Below are 20159 nucleotides of genomic sequence, written 5' to 3' on the forward strand. Positions count from 1 at the left end.
GGGGCGACGCGCTCGTCGAACGGCGAGGGGATGACGCACTCGGCGCTCAGCTCGTCGGCGACGACGGCGGCCAGGGCCTCGGCGGCGGCGAGCTTCATGCCCTCGGTGATCTTCGAGGCGCGCACCTGGAGGGCCCCGGCGAAGATGCCGGGGAAGGCGAGCACATTGTTGATCTGGTTGGGGAAGTCGCTGCGGCCGGTGGCGACCACCGCCGCGTACTTGTGGGCGACGTCCGGGTGGATCTCCGGGTCGGGGTTGGCCATGGCGAAGATGATCGCTTCCTTCGCCATCGTCGCCACCGCCGTCTCGGGGACGGTGCCACCGGAGACGCCGACGAAGACGTCGGCGCCGTCGAGGGCGTCCTCCAGCGAGCCGGAGAGCCCTGCCTTGTTGGTGAAGCCGGCGACGCGGCGCTTGACGTCGGTGAGGTCGTCGCGGTCCGCGGAGACGACGCCCTTGCGGTCGCAGACCGCGACGTCCCCGATGCCGGCCTCGACGAGGATCTTGGCGATGGCGACCCCGGCGGCGCCGGAGCCGGAGACCACCGCGCGCAGCTGGCCGAGGGTACGGCCGGTGAGGCGGGCGGCGTTGCGCAGCGCGGCGAGGGTGACGACGGCGGTGCCGTGCTGGTCGTCGTGGAAGACCGGGATGTCCAGCCGCTCCTGGAGCCTGCGCTCGATCTCGAAGCAGCGGGGCGCGGAGATGTCCTCCAGGTTGACGCCGCCGAAGGACGGCGCGAGCCGGACGACGGTCTCGACGATCTCGTCGGCGTCGGTGGTGTCGAGGGCGAGCGGCACCGCGTCGACGCCGCCGAACTGCTTGAAGAGGATGGCCTTGCCCTCCATCACGGGGAGGGAGGCGCGCGGGCCGATGTCGCCGAGGCCGAGCACCGCGGTGCCGTCCGTGACGACGGCGACGACCTGGGAGGTCCAGGTGTAGTCGTGGACCAGGTCGGGCTGTTCGGCGATGGCGCTGCACACCTTCGCGACGCCCGGGGTGTAGGCGAGCGACAGGTCGTCCTTGTCGCGGACCGGGACGGTCGCCTGGATGGCCATCTTGCCGCCGCGGTGCAGGGCGAAGGCCGGATCGAAGCACGCGTCGGGGGCGTTGTCCGAACCGCCGCCCGTGCCCGTGCTGCTGTCGCTGCGAGGATTGACGATCTCCGCTGCCACTTGTCGAACCCCTTATTTCGTCATTCGGTTGAGGGTGGCCACCCCTTGTTGGGGGTGGGCGGGCACCGCGTCCGTGTCCCGTCGCGGCGGATGGCCGCCGTGCGGGGAGAGGTGCGGACGCCGGGCGCGCCGCACGCGCGCCCTGAGCCCCGGTTGAGGGGTGTAACGCACCTTTCTACCGGACGGGCGCGGGAGTCGACGACCCGGAGGGGGCACCGGCGGACCGAGGACATCGACAATAGCCGCGTTCAGGACAAAACAGCAGGTGGCGCCCGTTATCCGTCCGCATGCCGAGACAGGGACGGGTTCCGGCCACGTGCGACGGGGCGTCACCCGGGCGCAGCAGTGGCGGCGACCGTTCGGCCCACTCGTCCGTTATCCGATTTTGACCTGAACAGCAGTCCGGATAGCGGAGTGCGGATGGCAAGATTCCGTCACCAACCGGGGTCGCGTGGTTGCACAACCCGTAACCCGGTCGTTGCCCGTCAGCTCACCCTCACCCGCAGGAGGATCAGCATGACCGCACGCATCACCCGTCGCCCGGCCACCGGCAGGTCTCCTTCAGCCGTGGCCGCCGCGACCGCGGTGGCTGCCTCACTGCTGCTGCTCAGCGCCTGCGGTGACCAGACCGACGCGGCCGTCGCGCGGCGCGAGGCCCAGAAGAACCGCGACACCCACGCCCCGCTGTTCAAGCTGCTGCCCAAGGACATCCAGGAGAAGGGCCTCGTCCAGGTCGGCTCGGACATCACCTACAAACCGGTGGAGTTCCGCAGCAACGGCGCCATCGAGGGCATCGACCCGGACCTCGGCGCCCTCCTCGGCAAGCAACTGGGCGTCAAGCTCAACTTCAACAACGCCACCTTCGACACCCTCATGGGCGGCCTGAAGTCCCAGCGCTACGACATCGCGATGTCGGCGATGACGGACACCAAGCAGCGCCAGGAGGGCATCGACGGCAACACCGGCAAGAAGATCGGCGAGGGCGTCGACTTCATCGACTACCTCAACGTCGGCGTCTCGGTCTACACCCGCAAGGGCCGCACCCAGGGCATCGACGGCTGGGACGCGCTGTGCGGCAAGAAGATCGCGGTACAGCGCGGCACCGTCTCGCACGACCTGGCCAAGAAGCAGTCCGCCAAGTGCGAGGACGACGGCGAGCGGCCCATCGCGATGGAGGCGTTCGACAACGACTCCGAGGCCCAGACCCGGCTGCGCACCGGCGGTGTGGACGCCGTCTCCAGCGACTACCCGGTCGCGGCGTACGCGGTGAAGGTCTCCGGCAACGGCAACGACTTCCAGATGGTCGGCGGCCCGCCCGTCAAGGCGGCGCCGTACGGCATCGCCGTCCCCAAGCAGAAGCGGCAGCTGCGCGACGCGCTCAAGGCCGCGCTGGAACTGGCGATCAAGAACGGTGACTACGCCAAGCTCCTGGACAAGTGGCGCGTCCAGGACGCGGCGGTCAAGGAAGTGAAGATCAACGGCGGTACCTGAGCCACCGGCCGTACACGCCCTGCCCGTGTCCCTTCCCGCCGAAAGCTGAAAGGCCATCCCCGTGTCAGTCGACGCCGACAAGTCGGCCGCGTCCCCGACGGACGCCCCGCCACCCCCTCCCGAGCCCATCAAGGCCGTCCCCGTGCGCCACTACGGGCGCTGGGTCGCCGCGCTGGCCGTGGTCGCCGCGATCGCGCTGCTCGGCCGGGCGTTCGCCGCGGGCAACGTCAACTGGGGCGCCATCCCCCAGTACATGTTCAACGCGGACATCCTCAAGGGCCTGCGCAACACCCTGCTGATCACCGTACTGTCGATGATCATCGGCATTGTGCTCGGCGTGATCCTCGCCGTGATGCGCCAGTCCAAGAACCCGGTGACGTCCACCGTCGCGTGGTTCTACATCTGGTTCTTCCGCGGCACGCCGGTCTACGTCCAGCTCTTCCTCTGGTTCAACCTCGGCCTGGTCTTCGAGTACATCGACATCATGCCGATCTACAAGGACGAGTGGTCGGACTTCATGACCCCGTTCCTGTGCGCGCTGCTGGGCCTCGGGCTCAACGAGGCCGCGTACATGGCGGAGATCTGCCGGGCCGGCCTCAACGCCGTCGACGAGGGCCAGACCGAGGCGGCGCACGCGCTCGGCATGAGCCACGGCAGGACGCTGCGCCGGATCATCGTGCCGCAGGCGATGCGGGTGATCGTGCCGCCGACCGGCAACGAGGTCATCAACATGCTCAAGACCTCGTCCCTGGTCATCGCCGTCCAGTACTACGACCTGCTCCAGGCGGCCCAGAACGTCGGCCGTGACTCCGGTGTGGTGGTCGAGATGCTCGTCCTCGCCGCCGCCTGGTACCTGATCGCCACCTCGGTGCTCAGCGTCGGCCAGTACTACCTGGAGCGCCACTACGCCCGCGGCTCCAGCCGACAGCTGCCGCCCACCCCGCTCCAGCGCGCCAGGGCGCGGCTGACCGCGGGCTTCGACCGTGCCGGAGGCACCGCATGACCGCCAGCAAGCCCGCCGTCCCGATGGTCAAGGCGGAGGGCGTCCACAAGTCGTTCGGTTCCGCCCACATCCTCAAGGGCATCGACCTGGAGGTGGCGCCCAAGGAGGTCTTCTGCCTGATCGGCCCGTCCGGGTCCGGCAAGTCGACGTTCCTGCGCTGCATCAACCACCTGGAGAAGATCAACGCGGGCCGGCTGTCGGTCGACGGCGAGCTGGTGGGCTACCGCGAGCACAACGGCAGGCTCCACGAGCTGCGCGACCGCGAGGTGGCCGCCCGCCGCCGCGACATCGGCATGGTCTTCCAGCGCTTCAACCTCTTCCCGCACATGACGGCGGTGGAGAACGTCATGGAGGCGCCGGTCCAGGTCAAGGGCGAGTCCAAGGCCACCGCCCGGGAGCGCGCCGTCAAGCTGCTGGACCGCGTCGGCCTCGGCGACAAGGGCGGCAACTACCCCTCGCAGCTCTCCGGCGGCCAGCAGCAGCGCGTCGCCATCGCCCGCGCCCTGGCGATGGAGCCCAAGCTGATGCTCTTCGACGAGCCGACCTCGGCCCTCGACCCGGAGCTGGTCGGTGACGTCCTCGACGTGATGAAGGGCCTGGCGGCCGACGGCATGACCATGGTCGTCGTCACCCATGAGATGGGCTTCGCCCGCGAGGTCGGCGACTCGCTGGTCTTCATGGACAACGGTGTGGTCGTCGAGTCGGGCCACCCCCGCGACGTCCTCGGCAATCCGCAGCACGAACGCACCAAGTCGTTCCTGTCGAAGGTGCTGTGACCGCCCGGCACCCCGCCCGTCCCCGGACGCGCGACGGCGGTACGCGGCCCCCGCAAGGACCCCGTACCGCCGTCGCCGCCCCACCGCGCGGCGGCCGCGCTCACTTACGGACGGGGCCGGCCACAGACCTGGGACGCGCCTGGTGAAGCGACGCGAGGACCCGCGCCCGCAGCGTCTCGTCAGTGATCGTCTCCACGCCGCGCCACGCGTAACCGCTCACCTCTTCTTCCTGGAGCGTCACCTCCTGATCGCCCTCCAGCCGGAAGAGACAGCGGAAGTCGACGTGCTGATGCGCGGGCTCGCCCTTGCTCTCGTTCGCCGGAATCGGGTGTACGTCGATGTGGACCGGGACCGCGTGGACCGGGGAGACACTCAGCGTGATGCCGGTCTCTTCGATCAGCTCACGGAGTGCGGCACCCAGCAGATCCGTGTCCTCGGGCTCAAGGTGTCCGCCCGGAGTCAGCCACTTACCGAGCGCCACGTGCCGAACGAACAGTGCCCGCCCCTCGCCGTCGATGACCACCGCCCCCGCCGTGGCGTGGCCCCGGAACTCCTTCCGGCTTGTCACGTCGGCCCCTTGGCCGATCAGGTCGTGAACGACCGCCAGGGTGGATTTCTCCTCGGGGTGTGCGTCGGTGTACTCGGCGACGGTCGTACGGATCTGGTCTGCCGTGATGGGCATTCGATCACCTGTTGTAGTAGTGGAGCCAGGTAGCCGCGATGGCTTCCCGGTCGGCGGTAGGCACCTCGTACATGGCGGCATTCAGCCCCCCGCGAGCCAGCATGGCCGTCCCCGCGAGGATTTCGGCCTGAACGAGGAAGATGAACGGTCCTACGCTCGCGCCGTGGATGAAGTTGACCGCCTCGCCCCCGTTCAGCAGATAGAAGTAGTGCCCGGTCGTGCTGTAGCGGCTCACGTGCTCGCCGGCGCTGTCGCGGGTATAGCCCGAGGGCAAGCCGCCCAACTCCAGCTCGTCTTCCGAACTGGTCACCGTCGCCACGTAGGCCCCATTCTTGAGCTGCGGGAAGTCCTCGCCACGCAGGGACAGCGCCCCCGTGGCGCAGAGGACGAGTCCGGCCGTGGTAATGGCCTGGTCCCGGTCCCGGGCCACTTCGAACCCCTGAGACATGGCCTGCGCCCGTCGCACGGGGTCGATGTCGTAGACGATCACCCGTACGCCCTTGGCGTGCAGCAGTCGAGCGATGCTGGACCCGAGCTTGCCGAACCCGAGGACCAAGGCCGGGCGCCCGTGCAGGATGTCCCCGCGCTGCCGCAACAACGCCTCGGCGGAAAACACCACGCTCTGCCCGACCAGGAAGTCCTCCGGGTCCTTGAGCGGCGAGCGAGCCACGGACACGACCGGGCACGGCAGCTTGGCCCGTTTGGCGTACCGCTTGTGTCCGTTCTCGGTGTCCTCGACCACTCCGAGGACGGTTCCCGAGAACCGTTCGCACAGCGCGTCCAGCGAGGGCTCGAAGTACCCGCCCACATCAAGCAGAACGACGCTTTCGCCGGCTGCCCTGGTCTCCAGGTACGTCACGGCGGTGTCGGGGTCGCCGAACATGTCGCGGGACAGTTCATCGCACGCCACGATTCGCTCGATCTCTCGGCGAGCGCTCGCGTGGATGGACCTGGGCTTGGGCAGAACGGCACGCAGGTGCGACACCTTGCCCACGGCCCCGACGAACGCGGGTCGCTCGGACAACAGATGAGTGATCAACAGCGAGGACGGACGCTCGGGCGGCGTGAACGCTTCGGCAACCTTGCCGAAATATGTGTCGAGCCGCGCACGATCGGTTGTTTCCACGAGCACCCTTTCTTGAACAGCTCGGAACGTGGGGCCGTACAACTTTCCGCAATCCCGGGATACGCGCAGCGCCATGGCGCTTGGCCTGGTGGCGTTCGCGTTGCCCTGACTCACCGCCCCGCCCCTCGCCTCTGACGCTGTGCGCCAGAACGCTAGGTAACGCGGGTAGGAGTCGAGGTCTCGTATTCCCGGTTATTCTCGCGGGCCCAGAGATTGCTTGGCCCGCATGAGAGCGCGGTGCGCCTCTGCGCCGTAAACGGCATTTCTCTCCAGGGCTTCCCATGCACGGATGTGCAGGGCGACGTCTCCCGGATCGTCCAACCACATTTCGGCGTGCCAGGTCTCGGTGATCACGAGATGGCTGTCGTGGACGGAGAATCCGACCCCGGCGGGCACGTTCATGTCCGCTTCGAACGGCACGATCCCCACCCTCACGTTCCCCGGGCCGAGCCGCGCCACGATCCGGTCGAGCTGCGCCGAGAGTACGGGCGGCGGGCAGGGGCGAGCCCGCAACGCCCCTTCCCAGACGAGGAAATGAAACGTCCGGTGCTGGTCCGTGAGGATGTCCTGGCGCCCCATGCGCGCCTGTACGGCGGCTTCGATGTCCCTGGGAGCAGTGTGGATCGTGGAATATCGAGTGAGGACCGCGCGGGCATAGTCGGCGGTCTGCAAGAGTCCGGGTATCAGGGTGGGATCGAAGCTGCGTCGCGAGTACGTCTTCTGGGCTTGTGCCCCGTGTGCTTCCTGCACAGCGCGATAGCCGTCCGCCAGTTGCCTGCGCCATGATCGATACTGCGTTTCCAGTCCGCGCAGTCGGCCGACGAGCTCACTCGTTGCCCCAGGGTTCCCGGTTCCCTCGGCCCATGCTCGGAGATCAGCGGCGGTCGGTGTCTGTTTGCCGTTCTCCAGCTTGCTGACCTTGGACTGTCCCCAGTGAAGCCGGTCGGCCAGTTCTCGGCCCGTAAGCCCGCCCTCGGCGCGCAGTTCCCGCAGGCGCGCGCCGAGGGACACCCGGGCTTGCTGAAAGTCCGTACTCACCCAGCGGACGGTACCTGAGCCGTGAAATCGCGGTGGGAGACCGCGTGGTGCCACGCGGCATCGCGCACCTGACAGGCCCGCAGGACTTCCGCCGGGTCAGTGATCAGCTCCATGCCGATGGTGCGCTCACCCTCGAAATGAAAGCGGGCCACAGTGCGGGAGTCGAACAGCCAGAAGTCCGAGAGGTTCACGCCGTGGCGCTCGGCATCGTCGCGCCACAGGTGGCGGATGTCCTCGCCGGCTGCCACGTTCGTCCGGGCACAGGCGAGCAAGTACCGTTGACCGGTGGTCGGTGGGTTGTCCACGATGCGTACCCGCTCGAACCGCTTGCCGTTGTCCACCATGCGCCGCACGTTGGCGAACCACGGATGCCCGGCTTCCCCCGCGGTGTCACCGGTCCGCAGGAACTCTTGGTACGACGGCATCGCCTGGTCGGACGCGTACCCGCTGCGGGTCTCCAGCCGCCATGCGGTGTGCTCGAACCCGTCGTTGATGAACTCGTTGATCTTCTGCTGCGGCACGAACTCCGGCACGTGCGTGATCTCCCTCGGCGAGAAATTCGCCAGCAGCGCCCGAGGCACGACCACGAACGCTTCCCCCTCCTTGACGTACTTGAGCCGCGCCACGTCCGAGGGGTCGGTCACCGCGTCCCCTTGTACGAGTACTTCCCCGGTGTCCAGGTCTTCATAGAGCGTCGGGCAGTCGCCCACTGCGGATGTGCTCCCGAGGACCCGCAGTCGTCTTGCCATGGCTGTTCCCCTCGTGGTCGGACACAACAGCGCAAGCATGGTGATGCGAAGGGGCGTCCGTCCGAGGTGATTCTCGATTATTCGTATCCCCGCGACAGGCGGAAGGCCCCCGCACCCGCCACCCGTGGAAGGAGACGAACGCGGGGGCTCTGTGGTGCGGTCAGCCGTTCAGGGCTCCGGCCATGCGGACGGCAGCCTTCCCCCGGACACAGCCGCACCGCAGGAGAACCCCAGCGGGGTGCGGAACACCGGCTTGGTCTTGGGCCGCCCGAGATCGCACATCCGCACCCCACCGTCGCCGCCCCGCCGCAGGGGGCCGCGCTCACTTCAGGGCGAGCACCAGCGCGTCGCTCGGCGACCGCCACACCTCACGCGCCTCAGCGAACCCGGACTCGCGCAGCACCCGCAGGTGCCAGGTCGAGGAGGGGGTGTCGCCGTCCGCGTGCTCGCCGTAGATCGCGTACCGCTCGGCGGTCGCCTCCGCCAGCCGGGGGTCGGCGGCGGCCAGCTCCCACCACTCGGCCCAGGTCACCGCGCCGGCCTCCTTCTCCCGCTCCCTCCGGGCGTGCCGGAACGCCCGCTCCGCCTCGTTGATCCGGGGCGTGCTCCCGTCCGGCATGTGGTCGGCGTTCATGAGGACGCCGCCGTCCCGCACCAGCCCGCCGAGCTGCCCGTACAGCGCCCGCAGGTCCTCGGTGCGGAGCCAGTGCAGCGCGGTGGCGGTGAGCACCGCGTCGTACGTGTCGTACGGCAGCTTCGCCGTCCAGCGCGGGTCCTTGAGGTCGGCGCGGACGAAGCGGACGCGGGGCTCGTCCGCGAAGTACCCCTCGGCGATGGCCAGCAGCGCCGGGTCCAGGTCGACGCCGACGCTCTCGGCCCCGGGGAACCTCTTGAGCAGCCGGTCGGAGATACTGCCGGTGCCGCACGCCAGGTCCAGCACCCGGGGCTCGGGGCCCACCAGCGCCTCGACCATGTCGAGCATCACCCGGAACCGCTCCTCGCGGTCCGGCAGGTACCACTCCTGCTGGCGGTCCCAGCTCTCCTGCCACGCCTGCCAGTCGGCACCGACGACGGTTCCGCTCATCACAACCCCTTCGACCGCACCCTGTAATACCCTCATAGCGGAAACGCCTATTACGGCACCCGCATGTGAACGATAGCCCGCCCTCGTAAGGACTACAAGTGGAACTGGCCTATTACTCGGACTACGCCGTACGGCTGGTCAACACCGAGCAGCCCGAACGCGGCGGCGACACCCTCACCACGGTCGAGGCCGTCCGCGAACTCTTCGGCCCCGCACAGCAGGCCGCCCGGCGCGCCACCGACAGCGACGTCACCCGGCTGCGCGCGGTCCGCACCCGGCTGCGCGCCGTCTTCGAGGCCGCCGACGCCGGCGACGAGGTCCGGGCCGTGGACCTCCTCAACGCCCTGATGATGGAGTTCCCCGTCAGCCCCCAGATCTCCGGCCACGAGTTCCGCGACGCCGACGGCCGCCCCGACTGGCATCTGCACATCGCCGACCACGCCGCCAACGCCACCGCCGGCTACGCCGCGACCGCCTCCATGGGCCTCGCCTTCCACCTCACCGAACTCGGCGTCGACCGGCTCGGCATCTGCGAGGCGCGCCCCTGCCGCAACGTCTACCTCGACACCTCGACCAACCGCTCGCGCCGCTACTGCTCCGACCGCTGCGCGACCCGCGCCAACGTCGCCGCCTACCGCGCCCGCAAGCGCCGGGAGAGCGAGCTGAGCGGCCGGACCGCGCAGAAGGCCCAGGACAGCAGCGCACGCGGCGAGGGCTGAACCCCGCGCGGCGGCCGCAGCCGCAGCAGCCCCCGGGCGACCACCAGCCCGTCGGGCACCACCCCGAACTCCCGGCTGTCGTTCTCCACGAACGGATTGTCGCCCCGCACCCACCAGCCGCCGTCCCGCCGCTCCACGGCCCGCTTGACGATCAGCAGGTCCTGCCGGAACGGATGCCGCACCACCACCACGTCCCCCGGCCGCACCCGCCCCCCGTACCGCAGCAGCAGCTGATCCCCCGGAAGGAGCGTCGGCACCATCGACGGGTTGTACACCTCGGCCAGCCCGAAAGCCCCCACCGGCCCCCCGCGCCCGTCCCGCACCCCGCGCTCACCCGCCCGCTCCGGCATCCCGCACCTCCCGGCCCCGCCGCCTTCCGACCCGTCCACCCCTCCATCCTCCCCCGGCGGAACCGGAGCCACCGCTCCTGCCCCACCCCGCCTCCGGCCCGGGCCTGGCCGGTCCTTTCGCCCTAGGACCCCCGGCCCGGACGGGAAAACCCTTCCGTCACCGAGTAATCTCGCACCTGAGAAGACGATCACGAGGAAGGACAGAACATGCTCTCCCGCCTGTTCGCCCCCAAGGTCAAGGTCAGCGCCCACTGCGACCTGCCCTGCGGCGTGTACGACCCCGCCCAGGCCCGCATCGAGGCCGAGTCCGTCAAGGCCGTCCAGGAGAAGTACCAGGCCAACGAGGACGCGGACTTCCGCACCCGCGCCGTCCTGATCAAGGAGCAGCGCGCCGAGCTGGCCAAGCACCACATCTCGGTGCTGTGGAGCGACTACTTCAAGCCCCCGCACTTCGAGAAGTACCCGGAGCTCCACCAGCTCGTCAACGACACCCTCAAGGCCCTCAGCGCCGCCAAGGCCTCCAACGACCCGGCCACCGGCCAGAAGGCCCTGGACCTGATCGCCCAGATCGACAAGATCTTCTGGGAGACCAAGAAGGCTTGATCTTCTTCTGATCCTTCTGGCCCGCGGCTTCCGCCCGCGGGTCGAATACCGCACCCGGTCCGCGGGGCCCCTTCGGGGGCTCGGGGCCGGGCGCGGTGGGTTTCGGGGGCCTCGGGGGCGGGTGCTACGTCCCGTCAGGCCGCATCCGGGACAGGCACTGGGCCCATGCGGTGGACCGTCCACGGGGGACGGAAGGCCTGCCGCGACGAGCGGGCCGGGTGCGTGGCTCGTGGACGTCCGGCGGCCCGACGACGTCGTCGGGAGCACCACGTCGTCCGTGTCCGCCGCGGGCCGTCGCCCGCACGAACTGCCGGAGGCCGATGCCCGGCGATGAGCACGGCAGGGGACTCCGGATCGTGACCGCTCTCGCCGGCGCGGTCGGCCGCCGTCTCCGTCGGCCTGTCGGGAAGGCGGTCCGGGCGCGCTCGCGTCGTGTTCCTCCCGGTGCGGCGGAGCGGGAGTGAGCGGCAGCCCCCGCAGTCGCTTCCGCCGTCGCGTGGGACGACGGGGCCCGGGAGCCGGCCCCCTCAGTTCGCCACCGGCAGCAGTTCCTCGTTGCGCATGAGCCAGGTGCGGTAGGCGGTGCTGGACCAGGCGATTTCGCGGTAGGCGGCGGCGAGGTCGGTGAAGAGGGCCTCGGGTGGGGCGGGGAGGGGGGTGTCGGGGCGGCAGGCCATGAAGAGGCGGACGGCCAGGGGGTCGCCTTCGAGGGGGCGGATGACCATGCCGGTGCGGGCGCGGGAGCTGGGCTGGCAGGGGGTGATGACCTCGCCGGCGGTGACCAGGTCGGAGGCGGTGAGGTAGTCGCCGTGGACGACGCGGGGGCTGAAGCCGGCGGCGGTCCAGACGCGGCGCAGGCCGGCCCATTCGCCGTCCGCCGTCGGGTCGACCATCCACTGGTCGTCGGCGAGGTCGGTGAGTTTGACGACGGGGTCGGCGGCGGCCGGGTGGGCCGAGGGGAGGGCCATGAACTGCGGTTCCCGGGCGAGGAGTTCGCGTTCGACGAGGCCGTTGGGGATCTGGAGGGGGGCGCCCTCGACCTCGTGGACGAAGACGACGTCGAGCTGCCCGGCGGCGGCCATCTGGAGGAGGGCGTTGGCGGAGACGTCGACGCGTATCGAGGTCTCGGTGTCCGGGAGGCGGGCGCGCAGGCGGCGCAGCCAGCCGGCGACGGCGCGGGAGCCGGTGCTGCCGATGCGCAGCCGGCTGCCGCGGTCGCGTACGGAGGCGACGGCGATCTCGTCGAGCAGGGCGCGCATGTCGGCGACTATCGGCCGGGCGCGGCAGAGGACCGAGTGTCCCAGCGGTGTCGGCCGGCTGCCGGTGGCGCCGCGGACGAAGAGCTGGCCGCCGAGGGCCTTTTCGATGCGGTGGAGCTGGGTCGTCAGGGACGGCTGGGTCATGCCGAGCTGCCGGGCCGCCCTGCGGACGCTGCCGCAGTCGGCGATGGCGCACAGCGCGCGCAAATGCCTCACCTCAAGCTCCACGCCCGGAGCATAACGACGGCCTCGCGCCTCGCACCAGCCTCTCCGGTATGGGCGAACCGGTCGGTTTTCCTGCGGGTATTGGGCGGTGCTATCGCCATATGGAATCTCCGTACAGCAGGTGAACAGCGTTCAGACTCAGCGTCACCAAGAAGTCCCTGGGTCCCGGTCGCCGCCCCACACGGCGGCCGTACGGCCCTCGGAATCGAAGGAGCCCCCCATTATGAGATCTCCCAAGACGGCGCTGTCGGCGGCGCTCGGTCTGGGCCTCGCTGCCGCGCTGACCGCAGCCGCGCCGGTGTCGGCAGCCTCTCCCGTCTCCCACGCCACCAAGAGCACTCCCGCCTCGATCGCGGCCTACACCGGGTCGGCCGACGCGAAGGCCAACGACAAGGCCTTCTTCGACGCCGTCATGAAGAAGGCTCAGGCGAAGCTGAAGGCCAACCCCGGCCTGAAGACGGTCACCCTCCGCTACAACGCGAGCGGCGCGCCGTCGTTCGCGAACCAGATAGCGCAGAGCGCGCAGATCTGGAACAGCGCGGTCAACAACGTCAAGCTCCAGTCCGGCGGCAACGACTTCAGCTACCGCGAGGGCAACGACCCGCGCGGTTCGTACGCCAGCACCGACGGCCACGGGCGTGGTTACGTCTTCCTGGACTACCAGCAGAACCAGCAGTACAACTCGACCCGCGTGGTCGCGCACGAGACCGGCCACGTCCTGGGTCTGCCGGACCACTACTCCGGCCCGTGCAGCGAGCTGATGTCCGGCGGCGGCCCCGGCACCTCCTGCCAGAACACCCAGCCGAACGCGACCGAGCGCGCCCAGGTCGACCGGCTCTGGGCCTACGGCCTGGCGAGCGTGTCGGCCGGCAAGAACTCCTGACGGTGTGACGCCCTGATGGTGTGACGTCCCGACGGCACGGCCGGCCGGAGGGGCGGACGCCCGGGGAAGCACCCTCTGTGTGCGGTGAGGCGGTGGGGCTCCGTGTGAGCCCCACCGCTTACGTGTGGGCGGGGGCGGACGGTGACCCGGGGCATGGCCGTACCGCTGGTGACGGTCGGCGCGCCGAAACAGGGAACCGGGACAGACGGGCGTTCCGCGGAAGCGGCCTACAGCCACCCGTTGCGCTTGAACGCCCGGTGGACGCACCAGCAGATCACCAGCAGTGCGGCGATCACCAGCGGGTAGCCGTACGTCCAGTCCTTCTCCGGCAGATACGCGAAGTTCATCCCGTAGACGCCGCAGACCATGGTCGGTACGGCGAGGATCGCGACCCAGGCGCTGATCCGGCGCATGGCCTCGTTCTGGGCGATGGTGACCTGGGCCAGATGTGCCTGGAGTATCGAGTTGAGCAGTTCGTCGAAGGACGTGATGCGCTCGGTGACCTGGGTCAGGTGGTCGGCGACGTCACGGAAGTACGTCCTGGTGCGCGGGTCGACAACCGGCAGGGGGCGGGTGGCGAGGGTGTGGAGGGGGCCGGCCAGCGGGGCGGCCGCGTGCTTGAGGCCGAGGAGTTCCCGTTTGAGGCGGTAGATGCGGGCGGCGCCGGTGGTCCTCCCCGGGGAGAAGACCTCGCTCTCGACGTCCTCGATGTCGCCCTCGACGGCGGCGACGGCGTCCAGGTAGTCGTCGACCACGAGGTCGGCGATGGCGTGCAGGACGGCCGAGGGACCGAGGGCGAGCTGGTCGGGGGTGTTCTCCAGTTGCTCGCGCAGCGGGCCGAGTGAGCCGTGGCCGCCGTGCCGGACGGTGATGACGAAGTCGGGGCCGGTGAAGACCATCAGCTCGCCGGTCCGTACGGCCTCCCCGGTGTCGGCGCGCTGCTCGCGGACGGTGCGGAAGACGGTGAAGAGGGAGTCGTCGTAGCGCTCCAGCTTGGGGCGCTGATGGGCGTGGACGGCGTCCTCGACGGCGAGCGGGTGCAGGCCGAACAGGTCGGCGATGCCGGCGAACTCCGCCTCGGACGGTTCGTGCAGCCCGATCCACACGAAGCCGGAGCCCCTCTCGCGGACCCGGCGTATCGCGACCTCGGCCGGGTCGCCGGCGCCGCGGCGTACCCCCTTCTCGTACACCACGCAGTTGACGACGGCGGTGCCGAGGGGCGAGCGCGCCGGGTGGCTGAGGTCGACCCCGCGGGCGTGCGGCTGCGGGAGCCGTACGGCCCTGCGCAGATTGCTGATCATCGGCACGGGCCCAGTATGGCGCGGCGGGAATCCGTGCGGTACGGGACGAGGCCCGCTTCCGCCGATCCGGTGGCGGGCGCGATCGGGTGGACGGGCGTGCCTCCGGGGCCGGCGTCCGGGGGCGCGGCGGCGTGACGGAATACCCCTGGGGGGTATATGGTTTCCTCTCAGGGAAGCCCACAGGGCACCACGGGTGTTTCATGAGCATCAGGTGCCCCACTCACATCACCGAGGACCCTCACCGAGGAGCAGCCGCCATGACCACCTTGACCGGAGGGCACCCCATCGAGTTGGAGATCGGGGGGATGACCTGCGCGTCCTGCGCCGCCCGCGTCGAGAAGAAGCTCAACCGGATGGAGGGCGTCACCGCGACCGTCAACTACGCCACCGAGAAGGCACAGGTGGAGGTCGCGGAGGGCAGCGGCGTCGGGACCGACGACCTGATCGCCACCGTCGAGCGCACCGGCTACACCGCCGCACTCCCCCGCCCCGCCGCCCCGGCCCCCTCGGCGGCCCCCGAGGGCGAGGAGGAGGGCGCCCCGCCACCGGAGGGCGACCCGCTCGCCGGGCTCCGCCGCCGACTGCTCGTCTCCCTGGCGCTGTCGGTGCCGGTGGTGCTGATGGCGATGGTGCCGCTGTTCCAGTTCACCCACTGGCAGTGGCTGTCGCTGACGCTCGCCGCCCCCGTGGTCGTCTGGGGCGCCCTGCCGTTCCACACCGCGGCGTGGACCAATCTGCGGCACGGCGCCGCCACCATGGACACCCTGATCTCGATGGGTACCCTCGCCGCCTTCGGCTGGTCGCTGTGGGCGCTGTTCTTCGGCACCGCGGGCATGCCCGGCATGACGCACCCCTTCGAGCTGACCATCGCCCGCACCGACGGCAGCGGCGCCATCTATCTGGAGGCCGCGGCCGGCGTCACCACGTTCATCCTGGCGGGCCGCTACTTCGAGGCCCGCGCCAAGCGGCGGGCGGGCGCGGCGCTGCGCGCGCTGATGGAGCTGGGCGCCAAGGACGCCGCCGTCCTGCGGGACGGGCGGGAGGTCCGGGTGCCGATCAGCGAGGTCGGTGTCGGCGACCGGTTCGTGGTCCGTCCGGGCGAGAAGATCGCCACCGACGGCACGGTCGTGGAGGGCTCCTCGGCCGTCGACACCTCGCTGCTCACCGGCGAGTCCGTGCCCGTCGAGGTCGGCCCCGGCGACGCGGTCACCGGCGCCACCGTCAACGCCGGGGGACGGCTCGTCGTCGAGGCGACCCGTGTCGGCGCCGACACCCAGCTCGCGCGGATGGCGCGGCTGGTCGAGGAGGCACAGAACGGCAAGGCCGCGGCGCAGCGCCTGGCCGACCGGATCTCCGCCGTCTTCGTCCCCGTCGTCATCCTCCTGGCCCTCGGCACGCTCGGCTACTGGCTGCTGACCGGCGCGGGCGCGGTGGCCGCCTTCACCGCGGCGGTCGCCGTACTGATCATCGCCTGCCCCTGCGCCCTGGGCCTGGCCACCCCGACCGCGCTGATGGTCGGCACCGGGCGCGGCGCCCAGCTCGGCGTCCTCCTCAAGGGGCCCGAGGTCCTGGAGACCACGCGCAAGGTCGACACCGTCGTCCTCGACAAGACCGGAACGGTCACCACGGGCGTGATGGCGCTGACCGGTGTGCACCCGGACGAGGGCGTCTCCCGCGACGAGGCGCTGCGGCTGGCCGGCGCCCTGGAGCACTCCTCCGAGCACCCCATCGCCCGTGCCGTCGCCACCGCCGCCGAGGCCGCCGAGCCCTCGGGCGTCCTGCCGGTGCCCGCGGACTTCGCCAATGTTCCCGGCCTCGGCGTACGGGGCCGGGTCGGCGGCCACGACGTGCTGGTGGGGCGGCCGCGGCTGTTCACCGAGGGGACGGGGGACGTGCCGGGCGCGCCGCTGCCGCCCGCACTGGCGGCGGCCCTGGACGAGGCGGAGGCGGCCGGCCGGACCGCGGTCGTCGTCGGCTGGGACGGCGCGCCGCGCGCGGTCCTCGTCGTCTCCGACGCGGTCAAGCCGACCAGCGCCGAGGCGGTGCGCAGGCTGCGGGCGCTGGGGTTGACGCCGGTCCTGCTGACCGGGGACAACCGGGCGGTGGCCGAGGCGGTGGCGGCCGAGGTCGGCATCGACGACGTGATCGCCGAGGTGCTGCCCGAGGAGAAGGTCGCCGTCGTCGAGCGGCTGCGGGCCGAGGGCCGGACGGTCGCCATGGTCGGTGACGGTGTCAACGACGCCGCGGCGCTCGCCACCGCCGACCTCGGTCTCGCCATGGGCACCGGCACGGACGCCGCCATCACGGCCGGTGACCTCACCCTGGTCCGCGGCGATCTGCGGACCGCGGCGGACGCCATCCGGCTCGCCCGCGCCACCCTGCGCACCATCAAGGGCAACCTGTTCTGGGCGTTCGGCTACAACGTCGCCGCGCTCCCGCTGGCGGCCGCCGGGCTCCTCAACCCGATGATCGCGGGCGCGGCCATGGCGTTCTCGTCCGTCTTCGTCGTCGGCAACAGCCTGCGGCTGCGCCGCTTCCGGCCGCTGGCGCGGGAGGCGGCCACCGGCGCGGTGGGGGCGCACGTCTGACTCTTCGCGCCCCGTTCCCGCTCGCGGCAGCCCCCGGTCCGTCCGGGGGCCGCCGTGCGTCGTACCAGGTACGAAGGGCGGATCTCTCCAGTTGGGACGCCGGAAGATTGGCGGAAGGCACAGCGGGCCGGCGCCCCCTGGCGGCGACACTGGTCGGACACCGTCCCACCGGGTAAGGGTTCATGTACGGACAACCGCACCACCCACGGACAGAGGGGGAACGCATGACGGGGTCACGTGTCCTGGCGCTCGGCCATTACCAGCCCTCCGACGTGCTCACCAACGACGATCTCGCCGCGATCGTCGACACCGACGACGCCTGGATACGCAGCCGGGTCGGCATCCGCACCCGCCATGTCGCGGCGGCGGACGAGACCGTCGACGCGATGGCGGCCGCGGCGGCGGCCAAGGCCCTGGCCGCGGGCGGGGTGCCCGCCGCCGACATCGACCTGGTGCTGGTGGCGACCTGCACCGCCACCGACCGCAGCCCCAACACCGCGGCCCGGGTCGCCGCCCGGCTCGGCCTGGACGCCCCGGCGGCGATGGACATCAACGTCGTCTGCTCCGGCTTCACCCACGCGCTGGCCACCGCCGACCACGCCATCCGCGCCGGTTCCGCCACCCGTGCCCTGGTCATCGGCGCCGAGAAGTTCACCGACATGATCGACTGGACGGACCGGTCCACCTGCGTCCTGGCCGGTGACGGCGCGGGCGCCGCCCTTGTCACCGCCTCGCCCGAACCGGGGATCGGCCCGGTGACCTGGGGTTCCGTCCCGCAGATGGGCAACGCCGTCCGCATCGAGGGCGAGCCGCCCCGGTTCGCGCAGGAGGGCCAGGCCGTCTTCCGCTGGGCGACCACCCGGCTCCCCGAGATCGCCCGCTCGGTCTGCGCGCGCTCCGGCGTGCGCCCCGAGGACCTGGCGGGCATCGTGCTGCACCAGGCCAATCTGCGGATCATCGAGCCGCTGGCCGCGCGGATCGGCGCGGTCAACGCGGTCGTCGCCCGCGACGTCGTCGACTCCGGCAACACCTCGGCGGCCTCGGTACCGCTCGCCCTGTCCAAGCTGGTCGAACGCCGCGAGATCCCCTCCGGTGCCCCGGTGCTGCTGTTCGCGTTCGGCGGCAACCTCTCGTACGCGGGGCAGATCATCCGCTGCCCGTGAGGGCGGGGGCACCGTGTCCGATTCGTTCAAGACCGGTGCCCCGACCCCTGCCTACGCTCGCCGCATGACAGCGACACCGCCCCTCCCCCGCCTCGCGGCCATCGGCCTCACCGTGGCCGACATGGCCGCCTCCCTCGCCTTCTACCGCCGTCTCGGCCTCGACGTACCCGCCGAGGCGGACACCGCCCCGCACGCGGAGGCGGCCCTCCCGGGCGGGCTGCGGCTGATGTGGGACACCCACGAGACGGCCCGCGCCATCGACCCGGAGTGGACACCGCCGCAGGCCGGTGCCCCCAGGGGCCTGGCGTTCGCCTGCGACGGCCCGGCCGGCGTCGACCGGGTCCACGCCGAGCTGACCGCCGCCGGGTACACCAGCGAGAAGGCCCCATGGGACGCGTTCTGGGGGCAGCGCTACGCCGTCGTCCAGGACCCGGACGGACACGGCGTGGAACTCTTCGCCCCGTTGGAAGAGAACCACTAGACACCGTGGCGGGGGCGGCCGCCCGCCCCCGCTACGGCACCTCGCGCAGATACATCGCGCCGCAGACGAAGCAGAACGGCTCCCCCTCGGGCGTGCCCCAGGCTTCGGCCGTCCGGGTGGCGGCGTCCTCGGACAGCATCCGCCCGCACATCGCCTTGATGCCGTGCCTGCGGACCATGTGCCAGTTCTTCACCGGGGCATCGGCCCCGGGCGTGATCCCTTCCGCGTATTCGGCGCGCATCTCGTGCTCCATGGCACTGCACCTCCTACGCCCACGATGCGCCGCCGTGCGGGCCCCCACAACGCAGCGCCCGCCGCCGGGCCGCGCGTCAGAACACCGACCAGCCGGTCAGCGTCGTGAAGTGGTCCAGGGCCGCCGCGCCCGCGACGGAGTTGCCGCGCCGGTCCAGACCCGGACTCCACACGCACAGCGTGCAGCGTCCCGGCACCACCGCGATGATGCCGCCGCCCACCCCGCTCTTGGCCGGCAGCCCGACCCGGTAGGCGAACTCCCCGGCCGCGTCGTACGTGCCGCAGGTCAGCATGACCGCGTTGATCCGCTTGGCCTCGCGGGCCTGGAGGAGCCTGCTGCCGTCGGCCCGCAGGCCGTGGCGGGCCAGGAAGCCGCCCGCCGTCGCGAGGTCCCGGCAGCTCATCTCGATCGAGCACTGCCAGAAGTAGTGCTCGATGACGCTGGGGACCGGGTTCTCCAGGTTGCCGAAGGACGCCATGAAGTGCGCCAGCGCGGCGTTGCGGTCCCCGTGGGCGGCCTCGGAGTCGGCCACCACCTGGTCGAAGGCGAGATCGGGGTTGCCGCTCTCCTCCCGCAGGAAGTGCAGCATCGTGGTGCTCGCGTCACCGGTGAGGGTCTGGAGCCGGTCGGTGACGACCAGCGCGCCCGCGTTGATGAAGGGGTTGCGGGGGATGCCGTTCTCCCACTCCAGCTGGACGAGGGAGTTGAACGGCGTCCCGGACGGTTCCCGGCCCACGCGCTTCCAGATGTCGTCCTGGTCGTGCGCGTTGGCCATCACGAGGGCCAGCGAGAACAGCTTGGACATCGACTGGACGGAGAAGGGGACCTCCCAGTCGCCGGCGCCGTACACATCGCCGTGGGTGTCGGCGAGGGCTATGCCGAAGCGGTCGGCGTCCACCCGCGCCAGCGCCGGTATGTAGTCGGCGACCTGTCCCTGTCCCGCGAACGGCCGCGCAAAGGCCGCTACCTCCTCAAGTACGGCCTGGTAGTCCATAACGGACACGTTAACCCGCGCGCAGGACCGCCCCCATCGGAGCCCCCGCCAGAGCCCGCACGTCACGGGCCAGATGGGCCTGGTCCGCGTACCCGGCGCGGGCCGCCACCTCGGCGTAGGGGACGCCGTCGCGTGCCAGCCGCAGGGCCCGGACGAGGCGCAGCACCCGGGCGAGCGTCTTGGGCCCGTAGCCGAACGCGTCCAGGCAGTGCCGGTGCA

Annotated in this window: 21 protein-coding genes; 9 read left to right on the forward strand and 12 right to left on the reverse strand. The window is 71.0% G+C overall.

What is annotated here, in order from left to right; all coding sequences use genetic code 11:
- On the reverse strand, window positions 1–1172 hold a 1172-nt coding region (locus AC51EU_RS14260; protein ID WP_496267264.1), incomplete at its 3' end, for an NAD(P)-dependent malic enzyme.
- Between the two features lie 516 nt (window positions 1173–1688).
- Here AC51EU_RS14260 and AC51EU_RS14265 point away from each other — a divergent pair.
- From AC51EU_RS14265 to AC51EU_RS14275, 3 genes are all read left to right on the forward strand, one after another.
- Window positions 1689–2663 (forward strand): ABC transporter substrate-binding protein, encoded by a 975-nt coding sequence (locus AC51EU_RS14265; RefSeq protein WP_496267265.1) that lies wholly within the window; start codon window positions 1689–1691, stop codon window positions 2661–2663.
- Window positions 2664–2724: 61 nt separating this feature from the next.
- On the forward strand, window positions 2725–3666 hold the full coding sequence (locus tag AC51EU_RS14270) for an amino acid ABC transporter permease (protein ID WP_496267266.1): 942 nt from the start codon (window positions 2725–2727) through the stop codon (window positions 3664–3666).
- 23 nt (window positions 3667–3689) lie between these two features.
- Window positions 3690–4442 carry an amino acid ABC transporter ATP-binding protein gene (locus AC51EU_RS14275; RefSeq protein ID WP_496267283.1) on the forward strand — a complete coding sequence of 251 codons (753 nt, stop codon included), beginning with the start codon at window positions 3690–3692 and terminating at the stop codon, window positions 4440–4442.
- Window positions 4443–4542: 100 nt separating this feature from the next.
- On the opposite strand, the gene AC51EU_RS14280 is transcribed toward AC51EU_RS14275, so the two are convergent.
- The 5 genes from AC51EU_RS14280 to AC51EU_RS14300 all read right to left on the reverse strand — a co-directional run bounded on the left by AC51EU_RS14280 (window position 4543) and on the right by AC51EU_RS14300 (window position 9121).
- On the reverse strand, window positions 4543–5124 hold the full coding sequence (locus tag AC51EU_RS14280) for an NUDIX hydrolase (protein WP_496267267.1): 582 nt from the start codon (window positions 5122–5124) through the stop codon (window positions 4543–4545).
- Window positions 5125–5128: 4 nt separating this feature from the next.
- Window positions 5129–6250, reverse strand: coding sequence for an adenosylhomocysteinase (locus AC51EU_RS14285; protein ID WP_496267268.1), 1122 nt, complete (start codon window positions 6248–6250; stop codon window positions 5129–5131).
- 192 nt (window positions 6251–6442) lie between these two features.
- On the reverse strand, window positions 6443–7288 hold the full coding sequence (locus AC51EU_RS14290; RefSeq protein WP_496267269.1) for a helix-turn-helix domain-containing protein: 846 nt from the start codon (window positions 7286–7288) through the stop codon (window positions 6443–6445).
- Window positions 7285–8037: a DUF6879 family protein gene (locus AC51EU_RS14295; protein WP_496267270.1), complete on the reverse strand. Its 753-nt coding sequence runs from the start codon at window positions 8035–8037 to the stop codon at window positions 7285–7287. Before AC51EU_RS14295 ends, AC51EU_RS14290 begins: the two co-directional genes overlap by 4 nt.
- A gap of 322 nt (window positions 8038–8359) precedes the next feature.
- The gene (locus AC51EU_RS14300; protein ID WP_496267271.1) at window positions 8360–9121 is read right to left on the reverse strand and encodes a class I SAM-dependent methyltransferase; all 762 of its coding nucleotides are present in this window, start codon (window positions 9119–9121) and stop codon (window positions 8360–8362) included.
- Between the two features lie 98 nt (window positions 9122–9219).
- On the opposite strand from AC51EU_RS14300, the gene AC51EU_RS14305 reads away from it, so the two are divergent.
- Window positions 9220–9840: a CGNR zinc finger domain-containing protein gene (locus AC51EU_RS14305; protein ID WP_496267272.1), complete on the forward strand. Its 621-nt coding sequence runs from the start codon at window positions 9220–9222 to the stop codon at window positions 9838–9840.
- Here the strand turns inward: AC51EU_RS14305 and sodX are convergent.
- Window positions 9753–10190, reverse strand: a complete 438-nt coding sequence (sodX, locus tag AC51EU_RS14310) for a nickel-type superoxide dismutase maturation protease (protein WP_496267273.1) — start codon at window positions 10188–10190, stop codon at window positions 9753–9755. The genes AC51EU_RS14305 and sodX overlap by 88 nt on opposite strands.
- 207 nt (window positions 10191–10397) lie before the next feature.
- On the opposite strand from sodX, the gene sodN reads away from it, so the two are divergent.
- Window positions 10398–10793: a superoxide dismutase, Ni gene (sodN, locus tag AC51EU_RS14315; RefSeq protein ID WP_496267274.1), complete on the forward strand. Its 396-nt coding sequence runs from the start codon at window positions 10398–10400 to the stop codon at window positions 10791–10793.
- 527 nt (window positions 10794–11320) lie between these two features.
- Here the strand turns inward: sodN and AC51EU_RS14320 are convergent.
- The gene (locus tag AC51EU_RS14320) at window positions 11321–12280 is read right to left on the reverse strand and encodes a LysR family transcriptional regulator (RefSeq protein ID WP_496267275.1); all 960 of its coding nucleotides are present in this window, start codon (window positions 12278–12280) and stop codon (window positions 11321–11323) included.
- Between the two features lie 220 nt (window positions 12281–12500).
- Here AC51EU_RS14320 and snpA point away from each other — a divergent pair, with 220 nt between their 5' ends.
- Window positions 12501–13160, forward strand: a complete 660-nt coding sequence (snpA, locus tag AC51EU_RS14325) for a snapalysin (protein WP_496267276.1) — start codon at window positions 12501–12503, stop codon at window positions 13158–13160.
- 227 nt (window positions 13161–13387) lie between these two features.
- Here snpA and AC51EU_RS14330 read toward each other — a convergent pair whose 3' ends face one another.
- The gene (locus AC51EU_RS14330) at window positions 13388–14461 is read right to left on the reverse strand and encodes a magnesium and cobalt transport protein CorA (protein ID WP_496267284.1); all 1074 of its coding nucleotides are present in this window, start codon (window positions 14459–14461) and stop codon (window positions 13388–13390) included.
- 257 nt (window positions 14462–14718) lie between these two features.
- Here AC51EU_RS14330 and AC51EU_RS14335 point away from each other — a divergent pair, with 257 nt between their 5' ends.
- The 3 genes from AC51EU_RS14335 to AC51EU_RS14345 all read left to right on the forward strand — a co-directional run bounded on the left by AC51EU_RS14335 (window position 14719) and on the right by AC51EU_RS14345 (window position 18693).
- The gene (locus tag AC51EU_RS14335) at window positions 14719–17049 is read left to right on the forward strand and encodes a heavy metal translocating P-type ATPase (protein WP_496267277.1); all 2331 of its coding nucleotides are present in this window, start codon (window positions 14719–14721) and stop codon (window positions 17047–17049) included.
- Window positions 17050–17273: 224 nt separating this feature from the next.
- Window positions 17274–18212 carry a beta-ketoacyl-ACP synthase III gene (locus tag AC51EU_RS14340; protein ID WP_496267278.1) on the forward strand — a complete coding sequence of 313 codons (939 nt, stop codon included), beginning with the start codon at window positions 17274–17276 and terminating at the stop codon, window positions 18210–18212.
- Between the two features lie 64 nt (window positions 18213–18276).
- Window positions 18277–18693 (forward strand): VOC family protein, encoded by a 417-nt coding sequence (locus AC51EU_RS14345; protein ID WP_496267279.1) that lies wholly within the window; start codon window positions 18277–18279, stop codon window positions 18691–18693.
- Window positions 18694–18724: 31 nt separating this feature from the next.
- On the opposite strand, the gene AC51EU_RS14350 is transcribed toward AC51EU_RS14345, so the two are convergent.
- From AC51EU_RS14350 to AC51EU_RS14360, 3 genes are all read right to left on the reverse strand, one after another.
- Window positions 18725–18946 (reverse strand): hypothetical protein, encoded by a 222-nt coding sequence (locus tag AC51EU_RS14350; protein WP_496267280.1) that lies wholly within the window; start codon window positions 18944–18946, stop codon window positions 18725–18727.
- 76 nt (window positions 18947–19022) lie between these two features.
- Window positions 19023–19940, reverse strand: a complete 918-nt coding sequence (locus tag AC51EU_RS14355) for a glutaminase (protein WP_496267281.1) — start codon at window positions 19938–19940, stop codon at window positions 19023–19025.
- Window positions 19941–19950: 10 nt separating this feature from the next.
- A partial coding sequence (locus tag AC51EU_RS14360; protein ID WP_496267282.1) for a helix-turn-helix domain-containing protein occupies window positions 19951–20159 on the reverse strand: 209 nt, incomplete at its 5' end.

The sequence above is a fragment of the Candidatus Streptomyces philanthi genome (assembly GCF_059553635.1).